Annotated in this window: 18 protein-coding genes and 3 pseudogenes; 19 read left to right on the top strand and 2 right to left on the bottom strand. The window is 35.6% G+C overall.

What is annotated here, in order from left to right; all coding sequences use genetic code 11:
• On the bottom strand, nucleotides 1–267 hold a 267-nt coding region (locus BLV40_RS15950), incomplete at its 3' end, for a helix-turn-helix domain-containing protein (protein WP_139265549.1).
• 554 nt (nucleotides 268–821) lie between these two features.
• Here BLV40_RS15950 and BLV40_RS15955 point away from each other — a divergent pair.
• The 14 genes and pseudogenes from BLV40_RS15955 to tnpB all read left to right on the top strand — a co-directional run.
• Complete coding sequence (locus BLV40_RS15955; protein ID WP_090691702.1) at nucleotides 822–1,742, top strand: Nif3-like dinuclear metal center hexameric protein; 921 nt, start codon at nucleotides 822–824, stop codon at nucleotides 1,740–1,742.
• A gap of 504 nt (nucleotides 1,743–2,246) precedes the next feature.
• The gene (locus tag BLV40_RS15965) at nucleotides 2,247–3,218 is read left to right on the top strand and encodes an HD domain-containing protein (protein WP_090691707.1); all 972 of its coding nucleotides are present in this window, start codon (nucleotides 2,247–2,249) and stop codon (nucleotides 3,216–3,218) included.
• 174 nt (nucleotides 3,219–3,392) lie between these two features.
• Nucleotides 3,393–3,623 (top strand): hypothetical protein, encoded by a 231-nt coding sequence (locus BLV40_RS15970; protein ID WP_090691709.1) that lies wholly within the window; start codon nucleotides 3,393–3,395, stop codon nucleotides 3,621–3,623.
• Nucleotides 3,624–3,771: 148 nt separating this feature from the next.
• The gene (locus BLV40_RS15975; RefSeq protein ID WP_090691712.1) at nucleotides 3,772–4,656 is read left to right on the top strand and encodes a hypothetical protein; all 885 of its coding nucleotides are present in this window, start codon (nucleotides 3,772–3,774) and stop codon (nucleotides 4,654–4,656) included.
• Between the two features lie 163 nt (nucleotides 4,657–4,819).
• A complete protein-coding gene (locus BLV40_RS15980; protein ID WP_026591662.1) occupies nucleotides 4,820–5,284 on the top strand; it encodes an NUDIX hydrolase in 465 nt (154 codons plus the stop codon).
• An 843-nt stretch (nucleotides 5,285–6,127) separates the two neighbouring features.
• Nucleotides 6,128–6,763 (top strand): FMN-dependent NADH-azoreductase, encoded by a 636-nt coding sequence (locus tag BLV40_RS15985; protein ID WP_090691715.1) that lies wholly within the window; start codon nucleotides 6,128–6,130, stop codon nucleotides 6,761–6,763.
• 151 nt (nucleotides 6,764–6,914) lie between these two features.
• A complete protein-coding gene (locus tag BLV40_RS15990) occupies nucleotides 6,915–7,751 on the top strand; it encodes an alpha/beta fold hydrolase (RefSeq protein ID WP_090691718.1) in 837 nt (278 codons plus the stop codon).
• Between the two features lie 175 nt (nucleotides 7,752–7,926).
• The gene (locus tag BLV40_RS15995) at nucleotides 7,927–8,484 is read left to right on the top strand and encodes an NADPH-dependent FMN reductase (RefSeq protein ID WP_090691720.1); all 558 of its coding nucleotides are present in this window, start codon (nucleotides 7,927–7,929) and stop codon (nucleotides 8,482–8,484) included.
• A 207-nt stretch (nucleotides 8,485–8,691) separates the two neighbouring features.
• Nucleotides 8,692–9,336: an isochorismate family cysteine hydrolase YcaC gene (ycaC, locus tag BLV40_RS16000; protein ID WP_035414825.1), complete on the top strand. Its 645-nt coding sequence runs from the start codon at nucleotides 8,692–8,694 to the stop codon at nucleotides 9,334–9,336.
• Nucleotides 9,337–9,533: 197 nt separating this feature from the next.
• On the top strand, nucleotides 9,534–10,178 hold the full coding sequence (locus BLV40_RS16005; RefSeq protein WP_018767758.1) for a hydrolase: 645 nt from the start codon (nucleotides 9,534–9,536) through the stop codon (nucleotides 10,176–10,178).
• A complete protein-coding gene (locus BLV40_RS16010) occupies nucleotides 10,175–10,768 on the top strand; it encodes an antibiotic biosynthesis monooxygenase (protein WP_090691724.1) in 594 nt (197 codons plus the stop codon). The genes BLV40_RS16005 and BLV40_RS16010 overlap by 4 nt, the downstream gene beginning before the upstream one ends.
• Before the next feature lie 13 nt (nucleotides 10,769–10,781).
• Nucleotides 10,782–12,617, top strand: a complete 1,836-nt coding sequence (locus BLV40_RS16015) for an amidohydrolase (RefSeq protein WP_026591655.1) — start codon at nucleotides 10,782–10,784, stop codon at nucleotides 12,615–12,617.
• Nucleotides 12,618–13,254: 637 nt separating this feature from the next.
• A pseudogene (locus BLV40_RS16020) lies at nucleotides 13,255–14,294 on the top strand (IS3 family transposase).
• 39 nt (nucleotides 14,295–14,333) lie between these two features.
• Nucleotides 14,334–15,269, top strand: a pseudogene (gene tnpB, locus BLV40_RS16025) (IS200/IS605 family element RNA-guided endonuclease TnpB); the annotation flags it as partial.
• A gap of 73 nt (nucleotides 15,270–15,342) precedes the next feature.
• On the opposite strand, the pseudogene BLV40_RS29390 reads toward tnpB, so the two are convergent.
• Nucleotides 15,343–15,513: pseudogene (locus BLV40_RS29390) on the bottom strand (acetyltransferase); the annotation flags it as partial.
• A gap of 132 nt (nucleotides 15,514–15,645) precedes the next feature.
• Between BLV40_RS29390 and BLV40_RS16035 the strand changes: the two are divergent.
• The 5 genes from BLV40_RS16035 to BLV40_RS16055 all read left to right on the top strand — a co-directional run bounded on the left by BLV40_RS16035 (nucleotide 15,646) and on the right by BLV40_RS16055 (nucleotide 21,115).
• Nucleotides 15,646–15,849 carry a hypothetical protein gene (locus tag BLV40_RS16035; protein WP_026591652.1) on the top strand — a complete coding sequence of 68 codons (204 nt, stop codon included), beginning with the start codon at nucleotides 15,646–15,648 and terminating at the stop codon, nucleotides 15,847–15,849.
• Nucleotides 15,850–16,090: 241 nt separating this feature from the next.
• Nucleotides 16,091–17,710 carry a long-chain fatty acid--CoA ligase gene (locus BLV40_RS16040; RefSeq protein ID WP_090691726.1) on the top strand — a complete coding sequence of 540 codons (1,620 nt, stop codon included), beginning with the start codon at nucleotides 16,091–16,093 and terminating at the stop codon, nucleotides 17,708–17,710.
• A gap of 189 nt (nucleotides 17,711–17,899) precedes the next feature.
• Nucleotides 17,900–18,475 (top strand): biotin transporter BioY, encoded by a 576-nt coding sequence (locus BLV40_RS16045; protein ID WP_090691729.1) that lies wholly within the window; start codon nucleotides 17,900–17,902, stop codon nucleotides 18,473–18,475.
• A gap of 83 nt (nucleotides 18,476–18,558) precedes the next feature.
• Entirely contained in the window at nucleotides 18,559–20,025 is a 1,467-nt protein-coding gene (locus BLV40_RS16050; RefSeq protein WP_090691732.1) for an acyl-CoA synthetase, read from the top strand.
• The gene (locus tag BLV40_RS16055; RefSeq protein WP_090691735.1) at nucleotides 20,018–21,115 is read left to right on the top strand and encodes an acetyl-CoA C-acyltransferase; all 1,098 of its coding nucleotides are present in this window, start codon (nucleotides 20,018–20,020) and stop codon (nucleotides 21,113–21,115) included. Before BLV40_RS16050 ends, BLV40_RS16055 begins: the two co-directional genes overlap by 8 nt.
• Nucleotides 21,116–21,209: the final 94 nt, after the last annotated feature.

Below are 21,209 nucleotides of genomic sequence, written 5' to 3' on the forward strand. Positions count from 1 at the left end.
AGATGGAATATTAAAAATTGCCGCCGTTTCTCTCATAGATGTCCCTTGTTTCTCCATATAATTAAGCACATCTAGTTTATACTGAAGCGAATAAGTTGTATAGCGCTTTTCAAAAGCTTTTTCCCCAAAGGCCTCATATTGTTTAATCCACTGATAAATTATACTAGAATGAATCCCTAGAGATTTAGCGATTCTTTTCCCGCCATCTACCCCATCAAAATATTGTTTTACTATTTGTAGTTTTTCTTTAGAAGAAAACTTACTCATAAAAAAGTGCACCTCCAATTGTTAAGTGTGTCTAACAATTGGGGTGCACATCATTGAGTCGTCTTTTTTATTTCTAAAAGGCTTTATGGAAAATATGATAAAATTGTTATATATAACCAAAAGATAAAAGGTGTTTTCTATATGTGAAAACACCTTTTATTTCTGTGAATATTCTTTAATTCAACTTGTAAGTTTTATAGTGACTATCTAATCTAATACTTTATTTTAATAAAAACTATTTTAAGAAGTGAAAACTACTCACTAGTCTAAATCTATATATTAGTAAATCCAGGAAATTACAATGGAGAAATCCACTTAAATCCATAATGCTCAGTCTAAAACATTTTTCTAACTAAACACATAGCGTTTTTTCATTTTGAAGGTATGATTTTAACTTTGCTTGATGGGAATGTGGAGGGACCACTTTAAACAACAGGAGTGATTTTTTCATGAGGAAAAATGAATTTTTATGTTAAAATATTTAAAAGAATATAATAATTGTTATTTTTCTAACCATTTATATTGAATTATAAAATTTTTGGGGGAATAATTTTATGGTTAAACTAAGTGAAATAGTGTCTAAACTCGACACTGAACTTGATATAAAATCATTTGGGAAGGATTCTGCTTTCAGTCAATTCATACCAATGGTCTATGAACCTTTAAAGTTTGACTGGAAATCAGTTTTTGAAAAAGACTTTGTGGAATTATTTAATGGTCTAATGTTAAAAGGGGATGCAAATGTAAAGAAAATTTTCCTTGCCGTTTTCCCTACAGATGAAGTGTTGGAACGTTTTATAGAAGAAAGTAATAGCGGAGACTTACTTTTTATGCACCATCCCTTATTGATGGAATGTGGAGATCCAAAAGGAGCATGGGGCAAAGGCTTTGTTCCTATAAAAGAAAAATACATTAAACAAATAAAAGAGAAGGAATTATCATTCTATACATGCCATGTACCGATGGATTATCATGCCAATTTAGGTACAAGTGTAGCAATTGCTAAACAATTAAATGCAGAAATTATTGATGGGTTTTTAACAAGTTCTATAAATAATGAAGACCTAGTTCTAATTTGTAACATTGAAGAAAAGAGTACAAGTGAACTAACTTCTCACTTAAAAGAAATATTCGATATTCCATATGTTGATTTTGAAGGTAAGAACATAAATAACGTAAAGAAAATAGCTATCGTTGCAGGTTGTGGCGACAAAGTAAGTTGGATGGAGGAAGCTGAAAAAAGAGGAGTTCAAGCTTATATCACTGGCGAAATCCATTGCCATATTGATAACCAATATGGTAAACAAAGATACAAACAAATGATGGATTATGTTTCTAATACTTCGATGTCTTTAATCGGCGTTTCCCATTCTGCATCAGAATATCTTGTCCATAAAACATTGATGAAGGAATGGTTTGAGAATAACTTTGATATTGAAACAGTTTTAATTCCACAGGAAAAATGGTGGTTATAAAGTTATTAAGTGATATTTAAAAGAGCTTGGGAATTCAAGCTCTTTTTTGCGAATTTAGCTGAGAATTATATCGTGAAAACTAGGTGTTTTAGTCTGTGCTTCTTGCTGAAGTTTTAAGTTTAGCACCCCAAAAATGAAAAAAACAAGCGGAATTTTCATAAATAACTGTAAAAAAGTAAAATTCTCGTTATGGGGGTGTCTTAAAATCTTAGCTTGATGGGCATGGGGTATTGACGGCAAAACGTGGATTTATACGCTAAGAGTATGTAGGATTTCATGCAGGCTACTAGAACGGAAATGCTGTTGTGACAGGAATGTATGAAATCTTGCATACAGAGAAGGGAGCGGAAAGCTAGTACACTTTTGATATGAATGTTTTTCAGGGATTTGGTTACTACTGATAAAGTTACGTTATGTTAACTATCAATGTATGGAATATACAAGAAATACTTTCAAATCTTCTTCTATAAATGTAGTAAGATAAGAGAGAAAAGGAGGTATATTATGACAATTCATGATTCATTATATGGTTCATTTGAGATTGAACCTGTACTACATAAGCTTATTCAAACTTCTCCTGTCCAGAGATTAAAACAAATTCATCAAGGCGGAGCAAGCTATCTTGTGAATCCCAATTGGAACGTTACTCGTTTTGACCATTCAATTGGTGTTATGTTATTAGTAAGAAAATTAGGTGGCTCCATAGAGGAACAAATAGCTTCACTTTTGCATGATGTATCCCATACAGCTTTTTCGCATGTTATTGATTATGTACTGACAGACGGAAAAGAAAACTTTCACGAACAAATATTTGAAGAAACTCTTTTGCAATCTGAGATACCACAAGTTTTGATAGAATTTGGATTCACTTTAGATAGCATTTTACAAATGGAAAATTGGACACTATTAGAACAACCGTTACCTTTGCTCTGCGCAGATCGAATTGATTACACATTGCGAGACTTATCGACCTATAAGATGATTTCAATAGCGGACTCCCAAAACTTTATTGATTCCTTACAAGTCTGTGAAGGGAAAATCTGTATTAGTTCAATTGAGAAAGCAGAATGGTTTGTAAAGACCTATTATGCAGAGGTAATTGATTTCTTTCTACATCCTTTAAATGTCTACGCATATCACAAACTTACAGAGATACTTCGTTTAGCTTTAACAAAAAAAGAACTTACAAAAAAAGATTTTTTACTAACAGACCATCACGTATGGTTAAAACTAACCCATAGTACAGATCCAGAAATACAAGAACTATTGCAAGGAATACATACAAATGTTGAAGTAATACATAATCCAATCGACTATGATTTTCATATGGTTAAAAAACTTCGCCTTCTCGACCCACTTATTTGTTCTAAACAAATGATTATAGGAAAAGGCAGTGAAATATCTCTAAAAATAAAGGATTTTAATGAAGAAGCGTTAAATCGTTCATTAGAGGGGACCTTTGTAAAAATCATATAGTGAAAGGCTAAAAACTCATAACCTTTTCAAATACTCAAAGAGATAGGAAGCAATAGACCTCAATAACTTCCTGTAACAGAAATTATGTTAATAATACCTTATGATGTGGTAAAATTTGGTTTTTTTATTAGTATGAATGTACATAAAGTTTAGAAAAGAAAGAGGTGGATTTTTATGGTCGATAATTATATAAATGAAAAAGATCATCTTTTTTATAAAAAACGATTTTATAATGTTTTAGCTTCAATTCCTTTTGTAATTATCACTCTAATAGTAACCTATTTATCAGATTTGGGATTAACTTTTTTTGTAACCTTAACTGGAATCTCAGTAATAACTTTATTAATTCAGTTCATTTATTATTATTCAAATTGGAAAAAAGCTCTTAAGTTAATGGTTTTATGAATAAAAAATCTCTTCAGAAAATCTGAAGAGATTTTTTGAAATTTCTAGATATATAGACTACTGATAATGTGGCGTTATGTTAACTGAACATGAATAGGGTATTCATTCTTTTCCTGTGTTCAATTTATATAAAAAGGGGCATTCATTCATGGAAAAGTTACAAATCTTGTTTGATAGCTCAATCCAATCGATAATAGAGTTGCATCCTGGATATGAAAATCACGCAAGTAATGTATTGTTAATTAAGACGGAAACCGAGGAAGTCATTGTACGTTCCTCACAAATGATTCAAGAACCTCATAATGACTTCTGGTGGGGGTGTAAACAACTATTTGGGATTGATCCTCGAAATGTATTTCATTTAGAAATCATTAATAACTCCTTAGCGGAACTAAGTTCGTTTCCTGTACCAAGAGTTCTACGAAAAATGACTATAGATAATAAGGAATACGTAATAGTAGAGAAGTTAAATGGGCATACAATACATACTTTTTTGAATCAACCATCTTCTATATTAGAAAGCTTGGGGAAAGGATTAGCACTCATTCATCAAAAAAGCTTTAATTACATAGGTAATCCATTAGGAACTTATCAAACATCTATTTACGATTTTCACAGTACGCTTATAAACATAATGCAACAGCTAACTGAGAGATTTTATAAAAATAACCAAAAAATATTAGAGGTTCTTCCTGAAATGCAATTGTTATTAAAAAGGATTCCTACTCCAATAGAAAGTAATTTTATTTTAGTCGACATGGATCCCACACAATTTTTAAGCAATGGAACTGAAATTACCGGATTAGTAGATACAGAAGCTTATGCTGTAGCACCTAGAGAGTTAGAGTTTATTGCCCTAGAATATGTATTGGATAAGAAGAGTGCTGAAGACTTTATTAGAGGATATATATCTGTACAGGATATTCCTGATTTAACTTATGTTAGAAAACCATATAGATATTTATATCGTTTACTATCAGTTCAAGGTTCCGTTGGTATTGAAGAATGGCTAAACCATCCAACATATTTTTAAAAACAACTTCCGAGAATGAGACGTTATGTTAATTATTAATGTATCGAATATACAATCTATAACCACGATAATTAAAAGGTTATCTATTCTATGTACATGAAAAAGGAATTGCATTTATAATTAATTTTGAATACACAAAAAAATCTGTTTTTAGGAGTCTGTTATGGGATATATTATGGATTTAAGAAAAATAGTAGGTAGTCGCCCGTTAATTATGACAGGAGCATGCGTCGTTTTATTAGATAAAAATCATAAATTATTATTACAGTTAAGGCAGGATAATAATTGTTGGGGATTACCAGGAGGTTCGTTAGAATGTGGAGAGACCTTAGAAGAAGTAGCAAAGAGAGAATTGTATGAGGAAACAAGCTTAATAGCCAATAATTTAAGATTGTTTAATACCTTCTCTGGCAAAGAATTTTACTACAAATATCCTCACGGTGATGAAGTATATAACGTAGTTGCTGCTTACATATGCAATGATTATGAAGGTGAATTAAAAATAGACAAAAAAGAAGTTAAAAATCTACACTTTTTCGACATTCGTGAACTTCCAAGTAATATCAGTCCTCCTGACTTTCCAATAATAAAAGAATTTATAAAAACGCTTAGTACTAATGAATATTAAATAATGTTTAAATGAATTACATTGCCTTACTTCCAAGAACGAATTTTACGTTAACTAGCCCCTCTTGTGGGGGGGCTAGTTGTTTTTTTACAGTAGCAAAGATGAGATTTCACTTTTAGAAACTGTCTTAGCGTATAAAATCTGTGTTTTGTCGGCAGGACTACAAATAGTTCTTTTGACGGTACCCCTATGAGCACTCGGAAGGTTGCTTTTTCTACTACAATAAAAAGATCCCGTTACAAAATGGAGCAAGAAGATGAATAGTGAAGCTGTACATTGAATTTAACGCTGATCCTCCAGCGATGCCAAAACGCAAAATCCACTTTTCCTCTTAATAAAATGACATTTTTATTTCTCAATATCTCAACACCAAGCATATGATAATATCAATTTATCGACAGATTGATACCCTCCAAAAACGCAAAAACGAACTCTCTTTTATGATGGTTTGTTTTTGCATATTTGAGTATACAAACCTAAATATAAAAAACACGCTAAATGTATTAGCGTATGTTTTCCGCGTAATGTTGGTGATACCCCATCAACATCAACTTAAGAAATACATTCTTCCCAAAAGGAAAAAAATGAGCCGAACTCTTATAAATAGCTGTAAAAAGGTGGAATTTTCGTTATGGGGGTATTATGAGATTTTAACTTGATGGGCATGTGGCGATACCCCATTTAATAAAACGAGATAGGAGAGTTCGCTAACTTACTTAAGAAAAGTCACTATTTTTATTGACAGGAAAATAATGGTTGTGTATTATACTTACATAAGATAAGTTATTTACTTTTAGAGAGAAAGTCTTTAATTAAAGATATTTACTGAGGGAGGGAATAAAAATGACAAAAGTACTATTTATTACAGCAAATCCAAATTCAGCAGAAGCATCTTTCGGTATGGCAGTAGGGGAAGCATTTATCGAAGCGTATAAAAATGAACATCCACAAGATGAAGTTGTAACAATTGATCTATTTAACACAACTGTACCAGAAATTGATACAGAAGTATTTGCAGCTTGGGGGAAATTCGCAGCAGGTGAAGGCTTTGAAGCGTTAAGTGAAAGCCAACAACAAAAAATTGCAGCAATGAATACAAACTTAGAAACATTTATGAATGCAGGTCGTTATGTATTTGTAACACCAATGTGGAACTTTAGCTATCCGCCAGTAGTAAAAGCATACTTAGATAACCTATCTATCGCAGGTAAAACATTTAAATATACTGAAAATGGTCCAGTTGGATTATTAGAAGATAAAAAAGCACTTCACATTCAAGCTACAGGTGGCATTTACTCTGAAGGAGCATATGCAGTAATGGACTTTGGTCGTCAACACTTAAATGCCGTATTAGGATTTATGGGTGTATCTGATACAGAATATCTTGCAGTTGAAGGAATGAATGCAAACCCTGAAAAAGCACAAGAAATTAAAGAGGCAGCAATTGCAAATGCACGTGAAGTAGCAAAACGTTTCTAATATAGAAAACTCAAAAATGTCCAACTGGTTCTGTTTTATTAGCTTCAGGCACAGGTATCATCATTGGCTTTATTTATAAATAGGTTACGAGATTCATCCGGATTATTGACGAAAAATACATGTAATCAGAATATTTTTTGGAGGTAGAAGAATGGCAAAAATTACTGTAGGAACCGAAAATCAAACACCCATTGAACTATATTATGAGGATCATGGTATAGGGAAGCCAGTAGTATTAATTCACGGTTGGCCATTAAGTAGCCGATCTTGGGAATACCAAGTTCCTGCTCTCGTTGAGGCTGGATACAGAGTCATAACTTATGACCGTCGAGGGTTCGGGAACTCTTCTCAGCCATGGAATGGTTATGATTATGATACATTTACTACTGATTTACATCTGTTACTAGAGCATTTGGATCTCCAAAATGTGACACTGGTCGGATTTTCAATGGGGGGTGGAGAAGTAGCTCGCTATATCGGAAACTATGGCACAAATAGAGTAGAGAAGGCTGTATTTGCAGGAGCTGTACCACCATTTCTTTACAAGTCAGCAGATCATCCTGAGGGAGTATTAGATGATGCAGCAATTCAAGGATTTGAAAATGGAGTAAAAAATGATCGCCTAGCATTTCTTGATGAGTTTACGAGAGGATTTTTTGCTGCTGGAGATAGAACTGACTTAGTCAGTGAACCATTCCGGCTTTACAATAGAGATATTGCAGCAGGTGCATCGCCTAAAGGAACACTAGATTGTATCACTGCTTTCAGCAAAACGGACTTCAGAGGAGATTTAGCCATGTTTAATATACCTACCCTTGTTATTCATGGTGATTCAGATGCAACAGTTCCATTTGAATATAGTGGGAAGCTAACACATGAAGCAATTCCTAATTCTAAGGTAGCTTTAATAAAGGGTGGTCCACATGGGCTCAATGCAACACATGCCAAAGAATTTAATGAAGCACTGCTATCATTTTTAGAAGACTGATTACAAATGAATAAATGTTAACTGATAGATTAGGGGGCATTTTAGGTTCTGTTGCAAAGTTTGAAGAAAGCATAAACAGATTGGTAAATGAGGAACAATGGCTAGGCGTAAAACTACTTCTACCAATTTGGTATATAATGGTATGATCGGTTTACCTTATAAAAGGAGGGAATATATGACTAAAACCATAGGCCTTATTTGTGGTAGTTTACGAAAAAACTCTTATAATCGAATCATTGCTCAATCATTAACAGGGATGGATGATTCCCATCAATTTCATTGGATCGAGATAAATGATCTACCTTTGTTCAATGAAGACTTAGAAATAAGTGTTCCAGAAACAGTGACATCCTTTAAATCTGCTATCCAGGACGTTGACGGTATCATTATTGTAAGTCCAGAGTACAATTATGGAATTCCTGGCGTATTAAAGAATGCATTGGACTGGGCATCAAGACCTCGGGAATCTGCTGTTCTTAGCAGAAAACCGGTTGGTTTAATTGGTGCAACTCCTGGGGGATTAGGCACTGTTTATGCTCAAATGCAAATCAGAGAAATACTAGAAGCCATGCAAGCTCATGTTCTTCCATTTCAAAAAGTGCTGATTTCCCAAGTACATGAAAAGATTGATTCCGATCAGAAAGTGCTTACTGACGAACAAACAAAACGTTATCTTCAGCGTTATTTACAACAATTTGTAAATTGGATAGATAAAACCACTATTTTAGATTAATAAAAGGAGATTGAGTATTTAAAAAAAATAGTCTAATATTATCTTTCGGATTTTTAAGAAAATTATCGATGTGTCATAAGTTTATGGATTAATTAATATTAACGATCAATTTATTTATAAACTAATCGTAACAAACGAAGAAATTTATGATAATATTCCACTTTTAAAACTTTCTTCGATTACTTAATTTTTTAGGAGGAATACATAATGTCTGATCTCTATTCTCGTATTAACAAAGATGACGCTGTTGTTCTGTTAGTGGATCATCAAACTGGTCTTATGTCCGGACTAGTACGTGACTATGGTGTTGATGAATTCAAGAACAATGTTTTAGCTCTCGCTCAAACTGCTAAATTTTTTGATTTACCAGTTATTTTAACAACAAGCTTTGAACATGGACCTAACGGACCTTTAATGCAAGAATTGGTTGATCTCTTTCCTCACGCACCAAAAATAGCTCGACCTGGACAAATTAACGCATGGGATAATGATGATTTTGTAAAAGCAATCGAAGAAACTGGAAAAAAACAACTTATCATCGCGGGCGTAGTTACAGATGTTTGCGTTGCTTTCCCGGCACTTTCTGCTATAAAAGCTGGGTATGAAGTATTTGCTGTTACTGATGCTTCAGGAACTTTTAGTAAACAAGTTGCAGATGCTGCCAATACTCGTATGGCACATAGTGGCGTGCAGCTTATGAACTGGTTTAGTGTAGCTTGCGAATTACAACGCGATTGGCGCAACGATGTCGAAGGTTTTGGCAATTTGCTTGCTAGTAATCTTCCAGGCTATCAAAATATAATTGGAAGCTACATGGGAGCTCAGCGAGATCTTAGTAAACAAAATGCATAAATGTATTCCAAAGAAATAGCTTTAAATCACTTTTTAAAAAGTGGGTAGTATAAATTTAGCGCTGATTAAATCAGCGCTCTCTTTTAAATTAAAAAGTATAGCAAAGCTTTTATTTTTACGATTACAGTCTTAATTGACAGAAAATAAATTAGTTTCAAAAAATAATTTGAAACAATTAAAAAAAGGAGCGTTTTATTATGAGTAATTTAGAATTGTTAAATCCGGAGAACAGTGCATTAATTTTGATTGATTTTCAGCCTCAAATGACTTTTGGAGTTGCAAGTATTGACAGACAAACATTGATTAATAACGTTATGCTGCTTGCTAAATCAGCAAAAACTTTTAACGTACCTACTATTCTTACTACAGTTGAAACACGCAGCTTTTCTGGTTATTTTTGGCCACAAATTCTTGACATATTCCCAAACCATGAAATTATAGAACGTAGTTCAATGAACTCTTGGGAAGATCCAAAATTTGTTGAGGCAGTTAAAGCAACAGGTAGAAAGAAATTAATATTTGCAGCACTTTGGACTGAAGTTTGCCTTGCATTCCCTGTGCTTGAAGCAATTAAAGCTGGCTATGAGGTTTATGCAGTTGATGATGCTTCAGGTGGTACTAGTTTGACAGCACATAACGCTGCTATGCGTCGTGTAGAACAAGCTGGTGCAATTCCAGTGACAGCAATCCAAGTTTTACTTGAATACCAACGTGACTGGGCACGCAAAGACACTTATGATGCTGTTATGGAAATTGTGAAAGAACACACTGGCGCTTATGGTCAAGGCGTAGAATACGCATATACTATGGTGCATGGCGCGCTTCCAAGCAGGAAATTATGAACCAAGAAAGAGTGACTGTCGGAGACACTCATACAGGGAACACAATGGATATTAGCGGTCCAGTAACAACGATTGTTACATGGGAAATTCAAGAAGGTAAAGAAAAACAGTTTGAAACATGGAGACATGAAATCGAAGCTGCCGCTACTAAATTCCCAGGGCATTTAGGCGTAAATTTAATAGTCCCCAATAACGGATCCAGAGAGTATACTGTTATTTTTCGCTTTGATACGTATGAGCATCTACGTTCTTGGCAAGAATCAGATATTCGTCGAGATTTGTTAAAAAAAGCAGAACAATTTCAAGCAACTAATCCAACTTACAAAACTGAAAACAGTTTGGCTTATTGGTTTGTTACTCCGAAAACGCCAGTTCCACCGCCAAAATGGAAAATGTCTATTGTTACTGTTCTTGGTGTATGGCCTATTAGTATGTTGGTGCCTAAAGTGATAGGACCTATTATAAAAAATATGAATCCTATTATATCAGCTTTTTTTGTTTCTATATGTATAGTTTCCTTGCTATCATGGGTAGTCATGCCGATTCTCGGTAAAATATTTCATCCATGGTTACAGAATAATAGGAAGTAGATGAGGTGTAAACATGAATTTGCCGGATATGATCTTATATAACGGAAAAATCACTACCCTTGACCCATCTCAACCTGAGGTATCAGCTATCGCCATAACTGATGGCTTAGTCACGGCAGTAGGTGGAGATGAGCTTCTTGATAGTGTCACAGAAAAAACCAAAAAAATAGATCTTAAAAGAAAGAGAGCTATTCCGGGTTTGAATGACTCTCATATACACGTTATTCGTGGTGGTCTACATTATAATATGGAATTGCGTTGGGAAGGTGTACCATCACTTGCTATTGCTCTGGAAATGCTTAGAGAGCAGGCAAGACGTACACCTGCTCCTCAGTGGGTAAGAGTAGTTGGAGGTTGGTCTGAATTTCAATTTAAAGAGCGAAGGATGCCAACTTTGGAAGAGATTAATGCTGTTTCTGAAGACACACCTGTCTTTGTGCTACATCTTTACGATAGAGCACTTGTAAACCGTGCAGGGCTGCGTGCACTGGGATACACAAAAGATACCCCAGACCCTCCGGGCTGTTTAATTGACCGGGATAAACGAGGTAATCCAACAGGTCTTTTAATTGCTAATCCTAATGCTTCTATTCTTTATTCAAGTTTGGGTAGAGCTCCAGTACTTAATTTTGACGACCAGATTAACTCAACTCGCCATTTTATGCGCGAATTAAATAGATTAGGTATCACAAGTGCCATTGACGCAGGTGGTGGATTCCAAAATTATCCTGATGATTACAAAGTTGTTGAACATTTAGCCGAGAAGGAACAATTAACTTTGCGTATTGCGTATAATCTATTTACGCAAAATCCAAATCATGAATATGAAGACTTTGCTTCATGGGCAAAAATTGTTTCTCCGGGTCAAGGAAATGATAAGTATAAAATGAATGGTGCCGGGGAAATGTTAGTATTCTCGGCAGCCGATTTTGAAAAATTTCAAATGCCGCGGCCCGAACTAGCTACGGTGATGGAAGCTGACTTAAAGAAAGTAATTTCTCTATTGGTGGAAAACCGTTGGCCATTCCGTTTACATGCAACTTATGACGAGTCAATAACACGTTTCTTAAATGTTTTTGAGGAAGTCAACAGAGAAATTCCTTTCAATGGTCTACGCTGGTGGTTTGACCATGCAGAAACAATCTCAGATCGTAGTATGGAACGTGTTAAGGCTTTAAATGGCGGTATTGCCATCCAAGATCGCATGGCTTTCCAAGGTGAATACTTTGTTGATTTATACGGAAAAGAAGCTGCAAAACGTACTCCCCCGATTTATCGTATGCTAGACCTGGGTATACCTGTTGGCGCCGGTAGTGATGCAACCAGGGTTTCCAGCTATAACCCTTGGGTTGCTCTTTATTGGATGGTTGCCGGAAAAACCATTGGTGGTCTTTCGATATACGATGAAAAGAATAAACTTGATAGAAAAGTAGCCCTGGAACTATATTCCAAAGGAAGTGCATGGTTCTCTGGTGATGAAGGTAAAAAGGGAACCCTTGCAGTAGGTCAGTTTGCTGATATTGCTGTATTGTCTGCTGACTACTTTACTGTACCAGAAGAAGAAATCAAAGACCTTGAATCATTACTCACCATTATGGGTGGTCAGGTTGTTTATGGGAATGATGAATTTAAAAATTTATCACCTGAATTGCCGCCAGCATCACCTGATTGGGCACCGACGGGAGTTTATGGTTATGGTGGTGCTAACCTAGCCCACAATATACTTTCTCACGATGCCCATGATCACAAGTTACATAGTTGCAGTAACCCTCTCCATCAACACACTCATACCGTAATAGGAAAAGATGGAACTAAATGGGGTATTGGTTGTACTTGCTTTGCTTTCTAAGTCAGAACCACCGGTCTAATGCCGGTGGTTTTCTTTCTACAATAAGGGTTTGGGGCCCAGGACGGACCCAAATAGTAATGGTATTAAGATCATGATGATAATATGGGGGTACAGCCGGATGTCCATCAACTTAAGAAATGAATTGTTCCCCAAAACGAAAAAAATGAACTGAACTCGCATAAATAGCTGTAAAAAGGTCAAATTTTCGTTATGGGGGTATTATGAGATTTTAACTTGATGGGCATGGGGTAGCACCAACATTTCGCGGATTTCGTACGTTAAGGAATTTCTAAGTTGAAAAATTTGGTTTTACCATACGTTAAAAAGGTTCCATAAACGATATTTAATGTTTGTTACGGCACTTTGTTTTTGGTAATGAGTTTTGGAACAGTTTTTTGACCATATTTCTGTTAGCTTTATTAGAACTCAATAAAGTTCCTTAAACGACCGTTTTCGGTTCTTGTAAAAAAATAATAAAGTTGTTTCATTTTCGGATAGCGAATAATTAATATTAGTAAATCTCCGTTTCTTTAAACAATTTATTTTACATATTCCAAGGGTTAATATAGAGTTAGTATAGTCATATGGACACAACTTAGTTAAGTCCTTACAATGGGTTTCAAGGAGAAGGGTCCGTATGACAAACAAGAAATTTAATGAAGAGTTTAAAAAAATGGTTGTTGAATTATATCGTTCAGGACAACCTCTCAAACAATTAAGCGGCGAGTATGGCGTATCAGAGGTAACCATTTATAAATGGATTAAAATATATTCTCCTATCACATCAGTTGATGAAGATGAAATAACACTAGAAGATCTAAAACGAATGAAAAAAGAAATGCTTCGTTTAAAAGAAGAAAATGAAATATTAAAAAAAGCTATGGCCATATTCGCGAGAAAATAGAAGATACAGAATTCCATTAATTTATTGATTATCAAAAAGAAACGCACTCTGTTCATATGATGTGCCAAACTCTTGGGATAGAGAGAAATTCTTACTACCAATCTCAGCATAAAACAGAGTCAAAGCGTAGCCGTGAAAATAAAGAATTAACCAAAAAAATCAAACAAATTCATCAAGATAGCAAGGAACGTTACGGTGCACCAAAGATTCATCAAAATCAACTGTAGAAGAACGGACAAATCTATTAGAACAGGACTTCTCTACAACAACAATAAATGAAAAGTGGGTAGCGGATATTACCTATATTCACACGCAAAAAGATGGTTGGTGTTACCTTGCATCTGTGATAGATTTGTATTCTAAAAAAATTGTTGGATATTCATTTTCACGAAATATGACAACAACTCTTGTGGTAAAAGCGTTAGAAAACGCTTACTATACACAGAAACCACCAGAAGATCTCATTCTACATACTGACTTAGGAACTCAATATACAAGTCAGGAATTTCAAACCCTACACCTTACTCGCGAGTTTTAAAATCAAACCTTCTTTCAGTAAGAAAGGTTGTCCGTATGAAAACGCTTGTATCGAGTCGTTTCATGCCATTTTAAAGAAAGAAGAAGTATATCGTACAAAATATTTCACATTTGAACAAGCAAACTTAGCATTATTTCAATACATCGAGGAATGGTATAACCGCAAGAGAATTCATAGTAGCATTGGTTATAAAACTCCCCAAGCAATAGAAGATCTGGCTAAAAAAATAGCTTAGATTTAACTTTTTTGTGGCCAAAATATTGACTCAAATCCAGAATTTGTATGGCTCAAAGAAGTGGACAGCACGGCTCTTCAATCTTCTCTTCACAACCTCGCTGGCTCGTATTCACGATTCTTCAACAAACAAAACAAAGCACCTCGGTTTAAGTCGAAAAACAATAAAGTCCAATCCTATACAACGAAGCAAACAAATGGGAACATCGCGATTGTGGGGAATAAAATAAAGTTACCGAAACTTGGCCTTGTCACGTTTGCCAAAAGTCGTGAGGTAGAAGGACGTATTTTGAGCGCTACTGTCAGAAGGAATCCAAGTGAAACATATTTTATCTCGATTCTTGCCGAAATAGAAGTGCAAGAATTGCCAAAGACAGGTTCCGCTGTTGGTGTGGATGTTGGCGTGAAAAACTTTGCGATTCTTTCAACGGGAGAAGTATTTGGTAATCTGAAATGGTTTCGGATATTAGAGAAGAGGCTCGCTCAGGCCCAGCGCATTTTGTCTCGTCGTATAAAAGGAGGAGCGAACTGGCATAAACAGCGAATCAAAGTGGCTCGTATACATGAGCGAAGCACAAATGCAAGAACCGATTACTTGCAAAAACTCTCTACGATGATCATCAAAAACCACGATGTGATTGGGATAGAAGATTTGCAAGTATCCAATATGTTACAGAATCACAAGCTCTCGAAAGCGATTCAAGAAGTATCTTGGTCACAATTCAGAGCGATGCTTGTGTATAAAGCAGAGTGGTATGGAAAACAAGTTGTCGTGGTATCCAAAACATTCGCCAGCTCTCAACTTTGTTCGCATTGTGGCAACAAAAACAAAGACGTGAAAGATCTAGAGTTGCGTGAATGGAAGTGTCTTTCTTGTGGTATGCATCATGATAGAGATGCCAACGCAGGACAAGATTTGAGAAAAGAGGCCTTAAGGCTTCTAACCATAGGGACTACGGGGATTGCCTACTTATAAAGCCGAAGGATACTTTGGTGTTCGTAGGAATCCCCCACTTCAAACAGTTTGTTAGACTGTTAAGTGGGGGTAGTTCAAGAGTCCAAATTGATTTTGCATAAGCAATGTTCATACCACAGTGTTCCATATTGTTTTGACTTACACTCCTAAAATGTGCTTGACCAACAAGTAATTTACAAGGTGATTTTAAAGCGCTATGAATTCGTTTTTGGATTAATAAGATATGACAGCCATTGTGCTGGAAATTACGATGTAAGAATACGACTCTAATGCTATTTTTCCTTTCAAAATTTAGGAGAAGTAGGAAGTTTTTTGTGGAAGGAAAATGGAAGATTACTGTCGAAGGGAGTAGAAACAGAACAAAGGTGGTGCTCTCATGCGAAAGATGAAGGTAGATACATGTTCTTATTGTGGTTCTACCAATATTGGAGAAGGTGAGTTTGTTGGATATGCACAAATAAGAAAGAAAGAGACAATGTTTACTTCTTCTCCAGTTGATGCTTATATTTGTACGGATTGTGGAAGTGTACTTTTAATGAAAGTACGAAATTATCAAAAATTTAAGCAGAAACCACTATGATAGAAGAAAAGTATCTATATCCAAGTCTTTATAAGAATCGATTGATATTACGTTCGATACATATTATCAAAAGATAAAGAGAGGAGGTTTCTCATGTAGCCACTCTCTTTTCAATTATGAGAGAAGCTGAATTATTTCTTTGGAAATAATTCAGAAAATACAGAAAAATAAAACTTTAGAACGTGAAAGTTTGGTATAATACTTAAAAATGAAAACGCTTTAACGGGAGGTTGGGACAAATATGATGATGAATGTACCATTAACAATTAGTTCTATGATAGAAAGGGCAGAAAAGCTGTTTCCAAAAAAAGAAATTGTCTCGCGTACACATGATACGATCACAACTTTAACATACAAGCAATTAGGAGAACGAACGAGAAGACTTTCTAGTGCGTTAAAAAAATTAGGGATAAAAGAAGGGGAACGAGTTGGAACTTTAGCTTGGAATCATCATCGACATGTAGAAGCGTATTTCGCAATTCCGGGCATTGGATCTGTCTTGCATACTATTAATATTCGCTTATCTCCTGGGCATATTTCCTATATTATTAGACATGCAGAAGATCGTATTTTACTCATTGATGAAGATCTTGTACCACTTGTTGAAAAAATTCAAGGTGAATTATCAACTGTACAAGCATACATCATTATGAGTGATAAAAAAGAACTTCCAGAAACTTCATTAGAACCTGTTTATCACTATGAACAACTACTCGCAGAAGGAGATCCTGATTTTTCATTCTTAAAAGATATTGATGAAAACACACCAGCAGGTATGTGTTATACGTCTGCGACAACAGGTAACCCAAAAGGTGTTGTATATACGCATCGTAGTACAGTACTGCATTGTATGGCGCTAGGACTCGCGGATACAGCAGCATTATCTGAAAGTGATGCAGCAATGGCAATTGTTCCAATGTTTCACGTCAATGCTTGGGGGTTGCCTTTTGCGGCAACGTGGTTTGGCGCGAAACAAGTGTTACCTGGTCCAATGTTTACACCGAAAATTTTGCTTGACATGATACAGAATGAAAAAGTAACTTTGGCTGCTGGTGTACCAACAATTTGGATTGGTGTTTTGCAGGAATTAGAAAATAATCGTTACGATTTATCAAGTATGAAACGGATTTTATGTGGGGGTGCTGCAGCTCCTAAAAGTGTAATTGCAGCATTTGAGCAAAAGTATAATGTACCATTTGTCCATGCATATGGAATGACTGAAACAAGTCCACTTGTGACACTTGCAAGGTTAAAAAGTTATGAGACAAATTTATCTTACGAAGACCAACTTGGAATTCGATCAAAACAAGGGTATCTTGTGCCAGGTGTTGAGATGAAAGTAGTTGGAGTAAACGGAGAAGTGAAGTGGGATGGAACTGAGATGGGGGAATTGTGCTTACGGGCACCGTGGATTGCTGCAAGTTATTATAACGATGAACGCACTGTAGAAGGATTCCGTGATGGTTGGTTATATACAGGGGATGTTGTTACAGTTGATGAGGAAGGCTGTGTTAAAATTGTTGACCGTACAAAAGATGTGATTAAAAGTGGGGGTGAGTGGATTTCATCTGTAGATTTAGAAAATGCTTTAATGGCACATGAGGCGGTATTTGAAGCTGCTGTTGTCGCGGTTCCTCATCCTCAGTGGCAGGAACGTCCTATTGCATGTGTTGTACAAAAACAAAATAGGTCTGTAACGAAAGAAGAATTATATGAATTTTTACAACCACAGTTTGCAAAGTGGTGGTTGCCAGATGATATTGTGTTTATGGAGGAAATTCCTAAAACATCGGTTGGGAAATTTTTAAAACAAACATTACGAAAAGAACTAGAGAATTTGCATAAAAGTAGCGAAAAATAATGTATAAGAAGAGGCGACTCCCATCAGCAGGAGTCGCCTCTTCTTATACATGAATCCTGCTTATAGTGGTTTTAATTGTTAACTAAAATTATAAAATTGTTGACAATAATGCAAGAGAAAAGGTAAGATAACTCCAATGATATGTTATCCTATCATAATTTATAGTTTACAAACAGGGGAAATAAATACATGAATACAAAGAATTTAGTTTTTGTCGCTTTATTTAGTGCAATTATGGGTGTGTTAGGACTGATACCACCAATTGCGCTTTCTGTTACACCTGTTCCTATTACATTGCAATCTCTTGGTGTTATGCTTGCAGGAGGATTGCTTGGATCTCGCCTTGGGGCATTAAGTCAAATGGTTTTCTTGTTTGTTGTTGGAGTAGGAGCGCCATTATTAGCTGGTGGTCGCGGTGGTCCAGGGGTATTTGTTAGTCCGAGTGCAGGTTATTTAATTGGATACGTTGTTGGAGCATTCGTGATAGGGTACCTTGTAGAACGCTTACGTCATGTATCTGTTATAAAAGTATTTTTCATTAATATAATTGGTGGAATTCTAGTTGTTTATATATTTGGCGTGACTGTTCAATCATTTATCATGGATATTTCTGTATGGAAAGCGATTAAAGTAAGTGTCGTATTTTTGCCAGGTGATTTCATTAAAGCTGTGATTGCAGCATTTCTTGTACCTAGATTACATCGTTCACTGAAACATATTATTACGCCTGCTGTAAAGAATGCTAAAATCTCAAATGCTAGCTAAAGAACGTAAGAGACTTTATAAAATCTAGGAAACACGTATTAGCGTGTTTCTTTTTGTTATCTGAAAGGAAAGGATGAATAGTAGTGGGGATTGCATCGCCTTATAGGAAACATACTTGTATACATCCGGATAAAATAGCGATCCAGGAAAAAGATAGACGAATAACATATAAAGAATGGCATGAATCTGTTTGCCAAGTTGCAAATTGGCTCAATAAAGAAAAAACTATGAATAAAACGGTTGCGATTTTATTAGAGAATCGTATTGAATTTTTACAAATCTTTGCAGGTGCTGCATTGGCAGGATGGGTTTGTGTGCCACTTGATTTAAAGTGGAAGCAGGATGAACTTGAAACAAGGTTGAAGTTAGCAAATCCAACTATTGTCATTGCGGCTGAGCAATGTAATATGAATGAATTGCCACGAATAAATGGAACTGTACTTTCTATCAATGAATGGAATCCGCTGGTGGGCAATCAGTTAAATACGTATCATTCTTCAGAAAGTGTACAAAATCTCCCTTTCTATATGGGGTTTACATCGGGATCAACTGGCGAGGCAAAGGCATTTCTTCGTGCACAGGATTCTTGGGTTCATAGCTTTGATTGCAATTTGCATGATTTCCATATGAAAAATAATGACATTGTTTTGCTTGCGGGTACATTGGTGCACTCTCTTTTTTTATACGGAGCAATAAGTGCACTATATTTAGGACAAACAGTGTATCTAGTAGAAAAGTTCATTCCAAATCGTGTGTTATCTATATTAAAACAAGAGAAGATTTCAGTGATGTATACCGTTCCAACGATGCTAGAGGCATTATATAAAGAAGAAAGTATTATAGAGCAAGAAATAAAAATAATTTCTTCAGGAGCAAAATGGGAAACTGAAGCAAAACAGAAAGTAAAAGCCGTATTTCCGTATGCAAAAAGATACGAATTTTATGGTGCTTCTGAATTAAGTTTTGTTACAGCACTAACAGATGTAGAAAGTGAAAGAAAAGCCTCTTCAGTTGGAAAGCCATGTCATAATGTGCAAGTTCGGATATGTAATGAAAAGGGTAGAGAATTAAAGCAAGGTGAAATTGGAACAGTTTATGTGAAAAGTAATCAGTTTTTTATGGGATATTTACTGAATGGAAATCTATCTTGTCAAGTTACAAAAGATGGTTGGATGACTGTACATGACATAGGGTATCAAGATGAGGAAGGTTTTATATATATAGTGGGTAGAGAAAAAAACATGATTTTATTTGGAGGTATAAATATTTTTCCAGAGGAGATAGAGAGTGTAGTATCTACTCACCCACATGTTGAAGAAATTGTAATTATTGGTATGAAAGATGAATATTGGGGCGAAAAGCCTGTTGCGATAGTGAAGGGGAAAGCTACAAAGCAAGAGCTGAAAAGTTTTTGCTTACAACGATTATCATCATTTAAAATTCCAAGAGAGTGGTATTTTATTGATGAAATCCCTCATACAAGTAGTGGGAAAATTGCTCGTGAAGTAGTAAAAAGGATCATTGAAAAGCAGGAGAAAGTTTATGAATAGAGCTGTTATTGTAGATGGAAAGAGAACGCCGATTGGTAAGAAAAATGGAATGTTGAAAGGATATGAGGTTCAGCAATTGGCAGCACCTTTACTGGCGCACTTAAGTAAAGGAATAGAGCATGAAATTGATGATGTAATATTGGGAAACGTTGTTGGACCAGGTGGAAATGTTGCGCGGTTATCAGCACTTGAAGCTAGGCTTCCTTATAAAATACCAGGTATAACAATAGATCGCCAGTGCGGTGCAGGATTAGAAGCAATTCGAATGGCTTGTCACCTTATTCAAGGCAGGGCAGGTAATTGTTATATTGCTGGAGGGGTGGAAAGCACAAGCACATCTTCCTTCCCGAATAGAGCTCGTTTTTCACCTGATTTTATTGGAGACCCAGATATGGGAGTGGCAGCAGAGTATGTAGCAGAACATTATAAAATTACAAGGGACATGCAAGATAAATATGCTCGTTTCAGTTATCAAAGAACATTGCTAGCACTTAAAAAAGGATATTTACAAAAAGAAATCCTTCCGATTTCTTCAAATGTAACGGAGGATGAAACGATAAAGTACGGAATGAATTATGAACGAATGATAAAGAGAACAAGGCCGGCTTTTTTACAAGAAGGAACAGTGACAGCAGGAAATTCTTGTGGTGTGAATGATGGAGCGTGTGCTGTACTCGTAATGGAGGAAAGGAAGGCTCGTGAACTTGGATATAACCCGATTCTTCGGTTTGTTCATAGTACTGTTATTGGTGTGAATCCGCATTTGCCAGGGAGTGGGCCTATATTTGCTGTGCAAAAGTTATTACAAGATCAGAATCTATCAATAGACGATGTTGATTATATTGAAATGAACGAGGCTTTTGCTGCGAAAATTGTAGCGTGTGCACAAGAACTACATATTCCATATGAAAAGCTAAATGTGAACGGTGGAGCAATTGCGCTTGGTCATCCTTACGGTGCATCAGGAGCGATGCTTGTGACTCGTTTATTCCACCAAGTACAAAGAGAAAAGGCACAATACGTAATTGCAACATTAGGTATTGGTGGAGGAATAGGGCTTGCTCTATTATTTGAGAAAGTAGAATACTAGAAAAAATCTAGTTTTCTACTTTTTTTGGTTTATAAACATTACTTCCAGGTTTTGATTTTATTTCATTCTAAGCAGAGATAGCATCAAGCTATCC

Origin of the sequence: Bacillus sp. 166amftsu, assembly GCF_900107445.1 — a bacterium.
Classification (GTDB): domain Bacteria; phylum Bacillota; class Bacilli; order Bacillales; family Bacillaceae_G; genus Bacillus_A; species Bacillus_A arachidis.

Excerpts from the sequence above, each read along its gene's own strand:
- BLV40_RS15990 (WP_090691718.1), top strand. The coding sequence starts at position 6,915 with ATGGCAAAAATTACTGTAGGAACCGAAAATCAAACACCCATTGAACTA.
- BLV40_RS16040 (WP_090691726.1), top strand. The coding sequence starts at position 16,091 with ATGATGATGAATGTACCATTAACAATTAGTTCTATGATAGAAAGGGCA.
- BLV40_RS15980 (WP_026591662.1), top strand. The coding sequence starts at position 4,820 with ATGGGATATATTATGGATTTAAGAAAAATAGTAGGTAGTCGCCCGTTA.
- BLV40_RS16015 (WP_026591655.1), top strand. The coding sequence starts at position 10,782 with ATGAATTTGCCGGATATGATCTTATATAACGGAAAAATCACTACCCTT.
- BLV40_RS15965 (WP_090691707.1), top strand. The coding sequence starts at position 2,247 with ATGACAATTCATGATTCATTATATGGTTCATTTGAGATTGAACCTGTA.
- BLV40_RS15955 (WP_090691702.1), top strand. The coding sequence starts at position 822 with ATGGTTAAACTAAGTGAAATAGTGTCTAAACTCGACACTGAACTTGAT.
- BLV40_RS15985 (WP_090691715.1), top strand. The coding sequence starts at position 6,128 with ATGACAAAAGTACTATTTATTACAGCAAATCCAAATTCAGCAGAAGCA.
- BLV40_RS16035 (WP_026591652.1), top strand. The coding sequence starts at position 15,646 with ATGCGAAAGATGAAGGTAGATACATGTTCTTATTGTGGTTCTACCAAT.
- BLV40_RS16010 (WP_090691724.1), top strand. The coding sequence starts at position 10,175 with ATGAACCAAGAAAGAGTGACTGTCGGAGACACTCATACAGGGAACACA.
- BLV40_RS15995 (WP_090691720.1), top strand. The coding sequence starts at position 7,927 with ATGACTAAAACCATAGGCCTTATTTGTGGTAGTTTACGAAAAAACTCT.
- BLV40_RS15975 (WP_090691712.1), top strand. The coding sequence starts at position 3,772 with ATGGAAAAGTTACAAATCTTGTTTGATAGCTCAATCCAATCGATAATA.
- ycaC (WP_035414825.1), top strand. The coding sequence starts at position 8,692 with ATGTCTGATCTCTATTCTCGTATTAACAAAGATGACGCTGTTGTTCTG.
- BLV40_RS16005 (WP_018767758.1), top strand. The coding sequence starts at position 9,534 with ATGAGTAATTTAGAATTGTTAAATCCGGAGAACAGTGCATTAATTTTG.
- BLV40_RS15970 (WP_090691709.1), top strand. The coding sequence starts at position 3,393 with ATGGTCGATAATTATATAAATGAAAAAGATCATCTTTTTTATAAAAAA.
- BLV40_RS16045 (WP_090691729.1), top strand. The coding sequence starts at position 17,900 with ATGAATACAAAGAATTTAGTTTTTGTCGCTTTATTTAGTGCAATTATG.
- BLV40_RS16055 (WP_090691735.1), top strand. The coding sequence starts at position 20,018 with ATGAATAGAGCTGTTATTGTAGATGGAAAGAGAACGCCGATTGGTAAG.